The following is a 13223-nucleotide window of genomic DNA, read 5'->3' as shown; positions in this document are numbered from 1 at the left end:
TCGCCGGGACGCGACCACTACCAGCTGGCTCATCGGGGCCGCGGCTTCTTCCCTGACCGCAGGCGCCGCCGCGCCTCGACCATTAGCCTGAGTAGGACCACTCTCGCGGCGACGATCACGCTCAAGGACCTCCAGCCCCTGGGCGTGGCGTTCTCCTCGTGCAGTCGGCGCAGCAGTGTCGGGCGGTCGACATGCATGATGGATCCTGCCGTGTTGCCCAGGATGGCGAGCCAAAGATCGTGGGATTCGCGGAGGTAGCGGGGCACCGGGGCAAAGTCGTGCAGAACGTCGCGCCGGAAGGCCATCCCACAGCCGTAGTAGGCACGGTAACCGATCAGAATCCCTAAAAGATTCGCACGGTGGCGTCCGCTGTCGGCGCTTCGAAGCAGCGGAATGCCGGGGCGACGGCCGCCGCCCAGCACGTCGAAGTTGCTGGCCACGACGTCCGCCGTTTCCAGCCCGGCCAGCAAGGTATCCAGGCGACCCTCAATCCAGACATCGTCCTGGTCGGCCAGGAGAATGGCAGCGCCCTTGCTCGCAAGCACCGCCTGTTCGAAGGACCTGACGTATCCCTGGTTCCGCTCGGCCTGGATCAACTTAATCCTGGGATCATGAAATCTGCGGATGTGTTCAACAGTGTCATCGGGCGAAGCGTCGTCCACGATGACAAGCTCGTCGTTTTCTGCGAGCTGATCCAGGATCGATGTGAGCTGCTCGTCGATGTACCTGGCACCTTTGTAAGTGGCCATACAAATGCTCGCTCGTACGGGCGCCGTCTCAGGCTGGGTTGGGGCGTTCATGGCCTCACGTCTCGCTCGACTTCAAGGGCAAAACAACGGCAGTAAGGGTCCCACCGGTTGCCCGCCCCATCCTATGCGACCCCAAGCTAGGCCAAGGAATCACGTAAGATCGTTCAGGACTGCCAGCGAACCAAGGACAAACCACCGTATGAAAACCGTATTGCTTCGCCTGTCCGGCTTCACGGTTCTGCCCTTGCTTTCCCTTATCACGCCACTTCTCCTCATCCCCATCGTCTCGGGGATCGTAGGTGGGGAGGGCATTTCCAGCATCATCTCAGGCCAGGCGATCGGCACCTTCGCCGCGACGGTACTGATGTGGGGATGGAATGTTGAAGGGCCCGTAGCCGTGGCCCGGTCGGTGGATCCGGCAGCCCGGGCGCACGTCTACCTGCAAAGCATCCGAACCCGACTCGTTCTGCTGGTTCTCGTCTTTCCCTTGGCAGGAGCAGCGGCGGCGGTAGTCGCCGTGCCCCAATTCAGAAGCGAAGCCATGGCCATGGCTTTCGCTGTCGCCCTCGCAGGACTTTCGCCCGCATGGTTCTGCATCGGTATGGGGCAACCCAAACTGCTGGCTGTATACGACACTGTTCCGCGCTTCATCGCGACCGCCGCAGCGGCTCCGCTATTGCTCACCACCGGACAGCTGTGGTTTTACCCGGGCCTTGCCGCGCTGGCCACGGTCATTTCGCTGACGGCGTTCCAAACGCGGTATGCCAAGGGGGGCCGCTGGTTCCCCAGCGACCTTCCTGCGGCCGTGCGTGACCTCTCCGCCCAGCGGCGCACTGCCGGCATCAGCCTTGCCGCAAACGCATATGCTTCCACACCAGCACCGATCGCCACCGCCACGACTGCTCCGGCCGCGTCCGGCAGCCTTGCAACCGCCGACACGCTATACCGCTTCGGTCTCTTCACAGTGGTAGCCCTGGGTAACGCGTTCCAGGGATGGACCCTCGAACACGGAGCGGAGAACCGCCGGAATCGGCACCTGGCCGCCATTTGGGCTCACGTGGGCCTGGGCGCGGTCGGCGCGGTGATCCTCACTCTTGCCGGCCCCTTTGCCAGCAGCCTCCTCTTCGTTGGAAAAGCCCAAGCCACCACCGAATTGTGCTTCTACTACGGTCTCGCCTTCGCGTTCCTTAGTGCCAGCACGCCGTTTATCCGAAACCTGCTGATTCCGGCAGGTAAGGACCGACTCGTTCTGCGCTGGACTCTTGTTTCTGCCGCTTTCGGGCTAGCCGTCATGGTTTGGGCGGGTGTGCTGGGTAACGCCCCGGGAGTTGCGCTGGGCATGGCCCTGAGCGAAGGCCTCCTGTTCATTACCCTCATGCTCCCTGCACGGAAGCTCCTGACCAACGAGAGAATGGACCGCGTTGACGCCTAATAACCCTCCCCCGAGTGTCGTGGCTGTTATCGCTGCCTACCGGCCCGGCCCTGCCCTGCGCGAAAACATCGCAGGCATCGCCCGGCAGGTCAGCCGTGTTGTAGTCGTCGACGACGGCTCTCCAGCCGGGTCCGAGGAGCTCTTTGCCGAGCTTAGGGCCGAGGGTGTTACGGTCGTGACGCAGCCGTCCAACAAGGGAATAGCCGCCGCCCTCAACGCAGGTATCGCTCACGCCCGGGAGGAATCTGAACCGGATTACTTCCTGACGTTCGACCAGGATTCCCTTCCCGGCCCCGGATACGTTGCTGCGGCGGTGGACACGTGCAGGAGGGCGCAGCTTGCCGGACTGCGGGTTGGCTTCATTTCCGCTTCTTCCTACAGCGGCCACCCCATTCCTGTACGCGGTTCTGCAGCCGGATTTGTCAGGGCCTTCGACCCCATGCAGTCCGGCTTCCTCATTCCCCGCGCAACACTGGACGAGATTGGCCTTTTTGACGAAGGCCTGTTCATTGACGGCGTCGACTCCGAGTACACGATGCGCACGCGCTCGGCCGGTCTTGAAGTCCTGGTCGGCGATGGCTGTGAAATCCAGCATGATCTCGGACAACGGGAGCCCGCTGTCCTGCTGGGACGGCCGGTACGGATCATGGGCAGGGACATCTCGTACAACTACCATTCACCGGGCCGCGTCTACTACATCTGCCGCAACGGAACAGCGCTTTCCTTGCGCTACGTCCGCAAGGATCCCCAATGGGTGTTTCGTCGCCTCATCGAGGAGGCCAAAGCCCATACGCTGAGGCTGGCGTTCAGTCGCGGCCGCGGCAAACTCGTCAGGGCCGCGGTGTCTGGCTTCCGTGACGCCGTGCGCGGCGGAACGGGTCCGATTCCCCCGGCATTGGGCGAGAAACTGAACCGATAGCCGGAACAGCCGGGCCCGTGCTGGCCGCCGGCTCCCGATGTGCCCTCCCGCAATTGATATAGTTTGGACAACATGGAACCCAATCCCAATCCGCGCGTCCTGGTGATCATGCCTGCCTGGAATGAAGCCGAAGCTGTCGGTAACACCGTGCGGGAGGTTCTCACCACCAATACCCGATACGACGTTTTGGTCGTCAATGACGGCTCCACCGATGCCACCGCCGACGAAGCCGCAGCCGCAGGGGCGACTGTCCTGAACCTTCCGTTCAACCTCGGTGTGGGCGGGGCGATGCGCGCCGGATTCAAGTACGCCCAGCGGCTTGGCTACCGTCAGGTGATCCAGGTGGATTCCGACGGACAGCACGACCCCCGCAGCATTGATGAAGTCCTGGCCGGGCTAGCCCACGCCGATATCTCCATCGGAGCACGCTTTGCCGAACGCGGTGACTACAAAGTAACCGGACCCCGCAAGTGGGCCATGCAGTTCCTCGCGAAGGTCATCTCCGGCCTGGCAAAAACCCGCCTCACGGACGTTACCAGCGGATTCCGCGCCGCCAACGAGCGTGCGGTCACACAATACCTGGACCACTACCCGGCCGAGTATCTCGGTGACACCATCGACTCCCTCGTAGTGGCCATCAGGTCCGGCTGCAAAGTCACGCAGGTCCCGGTGGAGATGCGCCCGCGCCAAGGCGGCAAGCCCAGCCACAACCCGCTCAAAGCCGCGATTTACCTGGGACGATCAGTGTTCGCACTCCTCTTCGCCCTGACCAGAAAGCCTACAAAATTGACAAAACCGGCTGTTGAATCCGTGGTGGCCTAGGGAATGGGAAATCTTGCTGCCTTCCTTCTCGCCCTGGCGATCGTGGCCTTGGTCTTCGAGATGCTTCGCCGAAAGAAGCTCAGGGAGAAGTACGCCGCCCTATGGCTGATCGTCGGCGTCGCAACACTCGTGCTCGCGGCGTTTCCCCAACTGCTCAACATCGTGGCCGCGCTGGTGGGTGTGCAGGTTCCATCGAACCTGCTGTTTGCGATGAGCATCCTCATGCTGCTCGGTGTGTGCCTGCATCTGTCGTGGGAAATTTCGGTCGTCGAGGACGAAACCAGAACGCTGGCCGAAGAAGTCGCCATCCTCAGAACCCAGATAGAGTCAATCCAGGAAGACCGGGCTTCCGTTCCGACAGCCGGCATCCACTCTGCAACCAACGACACGGCGCATCCCCAAGCCTCTGCCCAGGTCTACGACCGCCCGAGCGAAAGCCAAGACTCCTAAATGCCTCTCGATATTTTTGTGCCGTACTGGGGCGACCCCGGATACATGAAAGAAGCCGTCAACAGCGTCCTCTCCCAGAACAACGGCGACTGGCTGTTGACCGTCGTCGACGACGCCTATCCGGGCGAAGAGATTGAAGCCTTCATGGCGGGCATTGATGATCCACGCGTGCGCTACATCCGCAAGGAGGTGAACGCCGGCATCACCGCGAACTACCGCACCTGTGTTTCCATGGCAACGCAGGAAGTCATGGTGATCCTCGGCTGCGACGATGTCCTGTTGCCCAACTACGTGGACGTCATCCTCAAGGCACACGAACGCTACCCCGACGCCGCCATCATCCAGCCGGGCGTGGAAGTCATCGACGAGAACGGCCAGGTCGTTTCCACCCTGGTCGACAGCGTCAAGCAGAAGCTCATCAAGCCGCGGGGCGGCGGCCGCCAGATCATTGCCGGCGAAGCCATCGCCACCAATCTGATGCATGGCGACTGGCTCTACTGGCCGTCGCTTGCCTTCCGCACCGACAAGATCCGCCGGGTTGATTTTCGTGACGGGTTCCCCATCATCCAGGATCTTGCCCTGATCATGGACATGGTGTACAACGGGGACCAACTCCTTATCGACCCGGCCGTCTGCTTCCGTTACCGCAGGCACTCCAACAGTGCTTCCTCCACGAAACTGATCGACGGATCCAGATTCGCCGGTGAACGTGATTACTTTGCTGTCTCAGCTGCCCAAGCCGAGGAACTCGGCTGGACCCGGGCTGCCCGCTCCGCCCGCCTCCGGCTGACGTCGCGCGCCCACGCCATGGCGCTCCTCCCCAAGGCAATCATCAGCCGCAATGCGACAGCGGCAAAGGCCCTCATCCGCCATTCATTCGGCAATTAAGCCAGAAACGAAAGGTCACCAGTGACTTCTCCTGCAACTCCTGCCCGCCCGGGCGGTACCGTTCTCGTCACCGGCGGCGCCGGATTCATTGGCTGCGCTATCTCCGATTCTTTGGTGGAGGCCTTCGACCGCGTCGTTGTGGTGGACAACCTGCACCCCCAGATCCACGCCTCCGGCGCCAGGCCTGCAGAGCTCAATGCGGCCGCTGAACTGATCATTGCGGACGTGGCGGAGTCCAGCACTTGGGATCGTGTGCTTGAGCAGGTGACCCCGGATGTGGTCATCCACCTCGCGGCTGAAACCGGTACGGGCCAGTCCCTTGAGGAAGCAACCCGACACACGCACGTGAACGTCGTCGGCACGTCACAGCTGCTCGACGGGCTCAACCGTCACCAGAAACTGCCGCGACGGATCGTCCTGTCCTCCAGCCGTGCCGTCTACGGTGAGGGTGCCTGGCAGGACGGCGACGGCACCACCTTCTACCCCGGGCAGCGGACCAGCGAAACGCTTGACAAGGCGCAATGGGATTTTCCCAACGCCGTTCCGGTGGCCATGAAGGCTTCCGAAACGTTCCCGGCCCCCGTCAGCGTCTACGGTGCGACGAAACTCGCCCAGGAGCATGTGCTTCAGGCCTGGGCCAAGTCCTTCGGTGTAGAGACGGTGATCCTTCGGCTCCAGAATGTGTACGGACCGGGGCAGTCCCTGATCAACCCGTACACCGGAATCATGAGCCTGTTCTGCCGGATGGCCATGGGCGGCAAGTCAATCCCCCTTTACGAAGACGGTGAAGTCCGCCGCGACTTCATCCTGATCGACGACGTCGCGTCAGCGATCGTGGCCGGGGCGGTCTCCCCCAGGGTTCAGGGCGAGCCCATGGACATCGGCTCCGGCGAATTCCAGACGATCGGCACAGCCGCCAAGCTGATCGCCGAGCACTACAAGGCGCCGGCACCGCACGTCACAGGCCAGTACCGCCAGGGCGATGTCCGCCATGCCTGGGCCGACGTCACGGCAGCCGAGCGTGTGCTCGGGTGGACTCCGCAGTTCAACCTCTCCCAGGGCATCGACCGCTTGGCTACATGGATTGACGCACAGCCTGACGTCAAGCCTGCCTAACAGGAAACGCCTCGATGACCACCACCCGGACCTGCGCCGTCGTCTCACTGTTTAACCCCGACGACGGCGTATTGGCCAACGCGGCTGCCCTGTTATCACAGGTGGACAATGTCGTGCTGGTCGACGACGGGAGCACCGAGGACCCGAGCAGGATCCTGGCAAAGCTCTCGGCTGCGGGCTGCACCGTGGAACGTCTCAGCGAGAACTCGGGAATTGCGGCAGCCCTGAACCGCGGCATAGAGCTTGCAGTTTCACGAGCGGATAAGCCGGACTACGTCCTCACCATGGACCAGGACTCCCTGCTGGAGGACGGCTACGTCCAGTCCCTTGTCGAGGCAGCGACGGCCGCGGAGGTTCAGGGCATCCCGGTGGGCCTTGTGGCCCCCGGCACGGTTCGTGGTCTGCCTGTACGACGGCGGGGCACGAAGCTGGGCGTTCAGCTCGGCGGGGAACCAATCCAGTCCGGCCTCTTGATTCCGGTAAAAGTCCTTGAGCAGCTGGGGCTCTTCAAGGCCGAACTCTTCATCGACGGGGTGGACACCGAGTACTACCTACGTTGCCGCAACGCCGGCCTGGAAACGGTTCTGGCACCCGGGGCCGCGTTGAATCATTCCCTTGGCAGCAGCACACCGGCGCAGATCATGGGCAGGACGTTCTCGCTGTGGGGCAGGAAAGTGAATATCAGGACGGCCGCAACGTGGCGGTATTACTACATTTTCCGCAACCGGATCCTGCTCGCCAAAATCTACGGCCGGCGCCACCCCGGCTGGGCTGCGAAGGGCTTCCTGGCTGATTTCAGGCATCTGGCCCTAGTCAGCATCTTTGCGCCCGGACGAATCCAACGAATAGTAAGTGCCCGTGCCGGCATGTCAGACGGATTCAAAGGAACGAGCGGGCGTAAATAACAGCCCTCGATGGCGTCCCCGCCGACAGCTGTAGGTCATCATCCTTCATTCGCGGGCACTACGGTGCTAGTGCCGGCCTCAGCAGTGGCGCCAACTCCTCCGAGGCAAGGGCACTAATGTGGTTGATGTCGGCGTACATGGCTGTGCTTCCGACAAAGGCCGGGCATCTTGAGTTCACGCAGAACCACTCCTTTGTGGGGACGAACGTTGCGTTGATACCGACATCGGCGATTGCACGGGCTTCCACTTCGCTTTGCCCATCAAATATCGTGCTGCGCTCCGTTATGCAGTCACTGGGCACACTAAACCTTGTTATGCATTGGCTTGGCTCGGCCTTAGCGGGAGCAGGTGCCTCCAGAAGAACATATCGAGCGCCCTGCCCGACAACGTAACGCCCCATGTCAGTGACGTACTTCTGCCACTCGGCATCCGCTTCGCGCCCAACTGCACCGCTCGACAACTGACCGTCATTGCGCAAGAACGAGGACGCGACAACATCGGGATTGAGACGTCCAATCTGATCTTGAACCCAGAGCTTGAATCGCTTGCATTCGTCTGCCGATGCGTCGTTTCGGCCTGGTATTAGCACCGGCGAACAGGCTGCCACCGTGTATATGTGCACCTGCCAGTCCTGCCCTTCCAAGGCTTTCCGGATGCCAGGGACAAAACTCATCGTCGTCGAATCTCCGAAGATTACCAATGAACGAGTTGCGTTCTCAGGGCCATATACGCACCGCAAGGCGTTGGCAGTCACGTCCTTGTCATGAGCCAACGGCGATAGCTCACCACCTAAGCAGCCGTCCTTTATCCACTCGTCGGGTTTAGCGAGTGCTCCGTCCGGCCCCATTTCCGCCGGATTCGGCCGGAGGGCTGGCCACTCAGAAGACGCTAGGGCCGCCCGCAACTGCTCCTGCCTCTGGTCCGCAGTCATGGCCGTCACCGGAGTCCCGGGATCAGCAGAACTTCCGGCCCCAAGGTCTGAAGCATCGCGCTGACCTATAGTGGCGAAAGCAATAAGTGGCAATGCCAGAACCAACGCTGCGAATGCGGCAAGGCCCTGGACCTCCCGCCGTCGCACCGGTCGTGGCCGTTGGCCGGTCTTTAGCGAGGGCTTGGCACCGAGGCGGCTACGCCGTATCGGATCCTCAACCCACTTGAACGACGCCACCGATAGAACGGTCATGAGCGTGACTGCTACGAGATAGAACCACAGGGTGTCTGGCTCCACGAATGCGCCGAGAAGAATGATCACGGGGAAATGCCAAAGATACAGAGAGTACGAAATTTTGCCGACGTACCGGGAAGCTGGGTTAGTCAGAATCCACGCCAGCCGATTGTATGACGGCCCGGTGCCCCCGCAACCCGCAAGGATAACCAGGCAGGTGCCCAAGACTGGAAAAATGGCGAATGGTGCAGGGAATGGTGTCTCTGGCGTTATCAGGATGAGTGAGGCACCAATGAGCAACAGGCCAAATGAAAGAAGGCCGATCTGCAATTTTTGAGGGAATCCGCTGAATCTCGCCGTCAATACCGCTAACAGCGCTCCGGCGCCCAGCTCCCATCCCCGAGAGAAAGTCGAGAAGTAGGCCACCGTATGGTTGGAATTCGTTTCCCAAAGGGCAAATGCAAACGAAAGAAGAATGGGCACAGCAACAAAGAAGCCCAAGACTACGGCAGTTCCGCGAGGGTTACACTTCAATCGACGCGCGAGAAACAGTGCCCCTATAATCACCCAGGGCCAAAAAATGTAAAACTGCTCCTCAACGCCGAGGGACCAATAATGCTGGATCGGCGATACGGACGAACCTGAATTCATATAGTCGGTCCCGAGGAGGGCAAACCGCCAGTTCGCCGAAAAGACCAAAGCCCAGAAGGCATCTGTCGCAATTGATGAGGCACGGCCCGCGTAAAAAATAACGTACGCCGCCGTGACTGTTACGGATAATACGAGCGCAGCGGCGGGAAGAATTCGCTTGAAGCGACGCAGGTAGAACTCGCGGAACGAGATTCTTCCTCGAGTTGTCGCCTCACGAAGCAGGATTCCGGAAATGAGGTACCCGGAGATAACGAAAAACATGTCTACGCCGATGAACCCGCCGCCCGGCCAGTGAATCAAGTGATCGAAAACGACCGCAAGAACGGCAACGGCGCGAAGACCCTCGATATCCAGTCGACGCCTGTGCCCCTGAGGTTGCGTTTGCGCTCGGGACTGAAGCCCGAGGGCGGGTGCTGACGACATAGGTATTTCCACTACTTTCGAGACAGGGGGTCTTTAGATACTACCAAGGTCATCGATTAGGTCACTCTGCACTGGTTTGCTGTGAGGGCTTCATTGATAGAGGATTGGGACCATGCGTGGAATTATCTTGGCCGGCGGGACCGGATCCCGGCTACACCCGATCACCCTCGGCATCAGCAAGCAGCTGGTTCCCGTCTACGACAAGCCGATGATCTATTACCCGCTGTCGACGCTCATCCTTGCGGGCATCCGGGACATCCTCATCATCACCACTCCCCACGACGCGGAGCAGTTCCAGAGGCTGCTCGGTGACGGCAGCCAGTTTGGCGTCAATCTTACGTACGTCCAGCAGCCTTCACCGGATGGACTCGCCCAGGCATTTATCCTGGGTGCTGAGCACATCGGCAACGAGACGGTTGCGCTCGTCCTGGGTGACAACATCTTCTACGGTCAGGGAATGGGTACCCAGCTCCGCAAACACGCTGACATCGACGGCGGCGCTGTCTTCGGCTATTGGGTCAAAGACCCCAAGGCGTATGGTGTGGTGGAGTTCGATGACGAGGGCAAGGCCCTCTCCTTGGAGGAGAAGCCGGAAAAGCCCCGGAGCCATTACGCGGTGCCCGGTCTCTACTTCTACGACAATGACGTCATCGACATCGCCCGCAACCTCAGGCCTTCGCCGCGGGGGGAACTTGAGATTACTGACGTAAACCGTGCCTACCTTGAGAAGGGAAAGCTCCAGGTGGAGATCCTCCCCCGGGGAACGGCCTGGCTGGATACCGGTACCTTCAACGATCTCAGCGACGCATCGAATTTCATTCGAACGGTCGAAAACCGTCAGGGACTCAAGATCGGTGCGCCCGAGGAAATCTCCTGGCGCCTCGGATTCCTCAGCGACGATGAGCTTCGCCAGCGTGCAGAGCCCCTGGTGAAGAGTGGTTACGGAGCATATCTGCTCGGCTTGCTCGAGCCGTAGCAAGCCAGATGTGGTTGCCTGTCCTTCCGCAAATTTTCATTGCCGCACTCCTGCTCCTGGCCCCGGGCTTCATAGTTTCCCTTGCCCTGAGGTTTAGGTCATTCAACGCGCTCTCGCTTGCGCCGGCTTTGTCGGTGGGAGTCATCGTTTTGACTGCCACCGCCACCCCGTTCCTTGGGGTGAAGTTTGGGGTGCTGCCTGTCGGCGTCGCCACGGCTTTGCTGGCCTCCCTTGGATTTTTCCTGGGCCGTCTCAGCCCCCAACAACAGCACGCTGGCCAAGGAAGGTCAACGTTGGCCAAGTTGGCGCCGTTCATTGCGGTTACTGTTGCCGCGGTGCTGCTGGGTTGGCGGACTTTTCAGGTCTTGGGGTCTCCGGGATCCATATCCCAGACTTATGACGCTGTATTTCACCTTAACTCCGTCCGGTTCGCCTTAGATACCGGCCAGGCTTCCTCCCTCACCATTGGCGCGATGACCGGAGGCGGGTTCTACCCGGCCGGGTGGAACGCGGTAGCGGCTTTTGTGGCCTCAACGACAGGCGCTGCCGTACCCGTGGCCGTAAACATCACCAGCATTGTCCTGGCGGCGGTCTTTTGGCCGTTGAGCTGCCTCCTGATGACAACCTGGGTTGCGGGACGCCAGACGGCAGCAACGATTGCAACCGGCATAGCATGTGCTTCTCTCGGGGCCTTCCCGCTGCTGATGATGGACTTCGGTGTCCTGTATCCGAACCTGCTGGCAATCAGCATCCTGCCGGCAAGCATCGCCTTGGCGGCCCGCATCACGGGAGCGGCGCCGAGTACGCAAATACCGGCTCTGCCTGCAATCCTTGCATTGCTCTTGAGCCTTGCAGGCCTGATCGTGGCCCACCCGACAACGTTTATGGCCTGGCTTGTCTGGACGCTTCCCATGGTGGCTTTCTCCGCCTACAGGTCGGCTTCCGGCCTGTGGAGAGACCGGGCCGCCAACCGGCGTCGTTTCAACCTTCAGGCGGCCGGCCTCGTCGGGTACTGCCTTGTTTTCCTCGCTCTGTGGATCTTCTTAAGGCCACCCGAGGAGGCGTCATTCTGGGGTCCGTATCACACGGTCCCCCAGGCGTTGGGTGAGGCCCTCTTCCTCGCACCCATGGGGCTCGCCCCCGCCTGGTTGGTGGCACCTTTGGCACTCGTTGGACTATGGGCCTGCTTCAGGACGAACAAAAACCTCGCCTGGGCCGGAGTTGCTTTCCTGATTTTCTCTGCCATTTTCGTTGTTGTTTCCGGCTTCCCGATCTCGCCCATCAGGAACTTCCTGGCCGGCGTCTGGTACAACGACAGCTACCGCCTTGCGGCCCTTCTTCCCGTAGCCGCCGTGCTCTTGGTGGCCATCGGCGTGAACTGGGCAGAAGCAAAACTCAGCACAGGGCAGCGGCCGAGTCCGGCCCTGACAATATTCCAACGGGCTGCTGGCTCCGAGGGCAGGGGGCGACTGCTCCGAATCGCTGCCGTTGGTGGGCTTTCCGTGGGTGCGGTTGCGCTGGGACAACAGGGTGGAGTGCAGCACGAGGCGGCTCAGGCGTCGACGCGTTATGCCATCAGCAATGATTCCCCGCTGGTATCAGCGGATGAACTCGAACTCATGGACCGACTTCCGGAGACTGTGCCGGCCGACTCGGTCCTGTTGGGAAATCCCTACACCGGCGCCGCGCTGGCCTACGCGATCGGAGATCGGAAGGCTGCGCAGATGCATATCCTCAGCTATGTGTCCCCTGAACTGCAGGAGATTTATAACGACCTCGGCTCCGTGGAGAGCGACCCGAACGTTTGCCGCGCGGTCAGGAATGAAAATGCGTTCTATGTCCTCGACTTTGGGTCCAAGGAAGTCCATGGCGGAAGCCATACTCCGGCCGGGCTCAGAAACCTTGACCGGAATCCGGGCGTGCAGCTGGTGGACAGCCAAGGCGAGGCCAGGCTTTATCACATCACGGCCTGCCTGAACTAACCGGGGCACGCACCGGTCAGTTCAGGCAGGCGGGTTGTCAGGCGGCCGTGCGGCTCCGAAGCTCAGCCACAACCTCATGCACTTCGCCGTCCATGATGACCTCGCCGTGTTCGAGGAGGATACCCCGCTCGCAGACAGTGGAAACCAGATCCAGGTCGTGGCTGACTACAAAGAGGGTTTTGCCCTTGTCCGACAGTTCCTTGATCTTGGCAATGCACTTGCGCTGGAACGGCTCGTCCCCCACCGCAAGGATTTCATCGATAAGGAAAACCTCAGGGTCGGTGTGCACGGCAATGGAGAAGGCCAGCCGCAGGTACATCCCGGAAGAGTAGAACTTGACCTCGGTGTCGATGAACTCGCCGATCTCCGAGAATTCAACGATTGAATCGAACATGTCATCGATCTGCTTCTCGGTCATGCCGAGGATCGCACCGTTCAAATAGACGTTGTCGCGCCCGCTCAAGTCGTGGTGGAAGCCTGCTCCAACCTCGATAAGGCCCGCAACCCGTCCGCGGGTGTGGACGGTGCCGCCGTCGGGCTGAAGAACGCCAGAGATCAGCTTCAACAGCGTGGACTTTCCGGAACCGTTGAGCCCAAGCAAGGCCACCGTCTCACCCTGTTGCACTTCAAGGGACACGTCCGTGAGCGCCATGAACTTCTTGGAGAGGTCGCCCTTCCGTCCCTTAACCAGCCAGACCACGGCCTCTTTCATGGACCGGGTATGGCGCAACACGAACTGCTTGCG

Annotated in this window: 12 protein-coding genes; 9 read left to right on the top strand and 3 right to left on the bottom strand. The window is 60.9% G+C overall.

What is annotated here, in order from left to right; translation table 11 throughout:
- Positions 1-29: 29 nt before the first annotated feature.
- Entirely contained in the window at positions 30-749 is a 720-nt protein-coding gene (locus V9L18_RS03530) for a glycosyltransferase (protein ID WP_337345789.1), read from the bottom strand.
- 199 nt (positions 750-948) lie between these two features.
- On the opposite strand from V9L18_RS03530, the gene V9L18_RS03525 reads away from it, so the two are divergent.
- The 7 genes from V9L18_RS03525 (at position 949) to V9L18_RS03495 (ending at position 7281) form a co-directional block, all read left to right on the top strand.
- Complete coding sequence (locus tag V9L18_RS03525; RefSeq protein WP_337345788.1) at positions 949-2181, top strand: polysaccharide biosynthesis protein; 1233 nt, start codon at positions 949-951, stop codon at positions 2179-2181.
- Between the two features lie 19 nt (positions 2182-2200).
- Positions 2201-3100 (top strand): glycosyltransferase, encoded by a 900-nt coding sequence (locus tag V9L18_RS03520; RefSeq protein ID WP_337345787.1) that lies wholly within the window; start codon positions 2201-2203, stop codon positions 3098-3100.
- A 72-nt stretch (positions 3101-3172) separates the two neighbouring features.
- Positions 3173-3922 (top strand): glycosyltransferase family 2 protein, encoded by a 750-nt coding sequence (locus tag V9L18_RS03515; protein WP_337345786.1) that lies wholly within the window; start codon positions 3173-3175, stop codon positions 3920-3922.
- Positions 3923-3925: 3 nt separating this feature from the next.
- Positions 3926-4372, top strand: a complete 447-nt coding sequence (locus V9L18_RS03510; protein WP_337345785.1) for a DUF2304 domain-containing protein — start codon at positions 3926-3928, stop codon at positions 4370-4372.
- Positions 4373-5260, top strand: a complete 888-nt coding sequence (locus V9L18_RS03505; RefSeq protein ID WP_337345784.1) for a glycosyltransferase — start codon at positions 4373-4375, stop codon at positions 5258-5260.
- Between the two features lie 21 nt (positions 5261-5281).
- Positions 5282-6376, top strand: a complete 1095-nt coding sequence (locus tag V9L18_RS03500; protein WP_337345783.1) for an NAD-dependent epimerase/dehydratase family protein — start codon at positions 5282-5284, stop codon at positions 6374-6376.
- 14 nt (positions 6377-6390) lie between these two features.
- Positions 6391-7281 (top strand): glycosyltransferase family 2 protein, encoded by an 891-nt coding sequence (locus V9L18_RS03495; protein WP_337345782.1) that lies wholly within the window; start codon positions 6391-6393, stop codon positions 7279-7281.
- A 58-nt stretch (positions 7282-7339) separates the two neighbouring features.
- Here V9L18_RS03495 and V9L18_RS03490 read toward each other — a convergent pair whose 3' ends face one another.
- Positions 7340-9520 (bottom strand): acyltransferase family protein, encoded by a 2181-nt coding sequence (locus V9L18_RS03490; protein ID WP_337345781.1) that lies wholly within the window; start codon positions 9518-9520, stop codon positions 7340-7342.
- A gap of 112 nt (positions 9521-9632) precedes the next feature.
- Here V9L18_RS03490 and rfbA point away from each other — a divergent pair, with 112 nt between their 5' ends.
- Both rfbA and V9L18_RS03480 read left to right on the top strand, forming a co-directional pair.
- On the top strand, positions 9633-10496 hold the full coding sequence (rfbA, locus tag V9L18_RS03485; protein ID WP_337345780.1) for a glucose-1-phosphate thymidylyltransferase RfbA: 864 nt from the start codon (positions 9633-9635) through the stop codon (positions 10494-10496).
- A gap of 8 nt (positions 10497-10504) precedes the next feature.
- Positions 10505-12478, top strand: coding sequence for a DUF6541 family protein (locus V9L18_RS03480; protein ID WP_337345779.1), 1974 nt, complete (start codon positions 10505-10507; stop codon positions 12476-12478).
- A 37-nt stretch (positions 12479-12515) separates the two neighbouring features.
- Here the strand turns inward: V9L18_RS03480 and V9L18_RS03475 are convergent, their stop codons facing one another.
- On the bottom strand, positions 12516-13190 hold the full coding sequence (locus tag V9L18_RS03475) for an ATP-binding cassette domain-containing protein (protein WP_082979333.1): 675 nt from the start codon (positions 13188-13190) through the stop codon (positions 12516-12518).
- Positions 13191-13223: the final 33 nt, after the last annotated feature.

The sequence above is a fragment of the Pseudarthrobacter sp. CCNWLW217 genome, from assembly GCF_037203985.1.
GTDB lineage: Bacteria > Actinomycetota > Actinomycetes > Actinomycetales > Micrococcaceae > Arthrobacter.
This window is presented reverse-complemented; position numbering and strand designations above follow the sequence as displayed.

What these genes read in the sequence shown, in the direction of transcription:
- V9L18_RS03530 (WP_337345789.1), bottom strand. Translation starts at nt 749, where the DNA reads ATGGCCACTTACAAAGGTGCCAGGTACATCGACGAGCAGCTCACATCG.
- V9L18_RS03525 (WP_337345788.1), top strand. Translation starts at nt 949, where the DNA reads ATGAAAACCGTATTGCTTCGCCTGTCCGGCTTCACGGTTCTGCCCTTG.
- V9L18_RS03515 (WP_337345786.1), top strand. Translation starts at nt 3,173, where the DNA reads ATGGAACCCAATCCCAATCCGCGCGTCCTGGTGATCATGCCTGCCTGG.
- V9L18_RS03510 (WP_337345785.1), top strand. Translation starts at nt 3,926, where the DNA reads ATGGGAAATCTTGCTGCCTTCCTTCTCGCCCTGGCGATCGTGGCCTTG.
- V9L18_RS03505 (WP_337345784.1), top strand. Translation starts at nt 4,373, where the DNA reads ATGCCTCTCGATATTTTTGTGCCGTACTGGGGCGACCCCGGATACATG.
- V9L18_RS03495 (WP_337345782.1), top strand. Translation starts at nt 6,391, where the DNA reads ATGACCACCACCCGGACCTGCGCCGTCGTCTCACTGTTTAACCCCGAC.
- V9L18_RS03490 (WP_337345781.1), bottom strand. Translation starts at nt 9,520, where the DNA reads ATGTCGTCAGCACCCGCCCTCGGGCTTCAGTCCCGAGCGCAAACGCAA.
- rfbA (WP_337345780.1), top strand. Translation starts at nt 9,633, where the DNA reads ATGCGTGGAATTATCTTGGCCGGCGGGACCGGATCCCGGCTACACCCG.
- V9L18_RS03480 (WP_337345779.1), top strand. Translation starts at nt 10,505, where the DNA reads ATGTGGTTGCCTGTCCTTCCGCAAATTTTCATTGCCGCACTCCTGCTC.
- V9L18_RS03475 (WP_082979333.1), bottom strand. Translation starts at nt 13,190, where the DNA reads ATGAAAGAGGCCGTGGTCTGGCTGGTTAAGGGACGGAAGGGCGACCTC.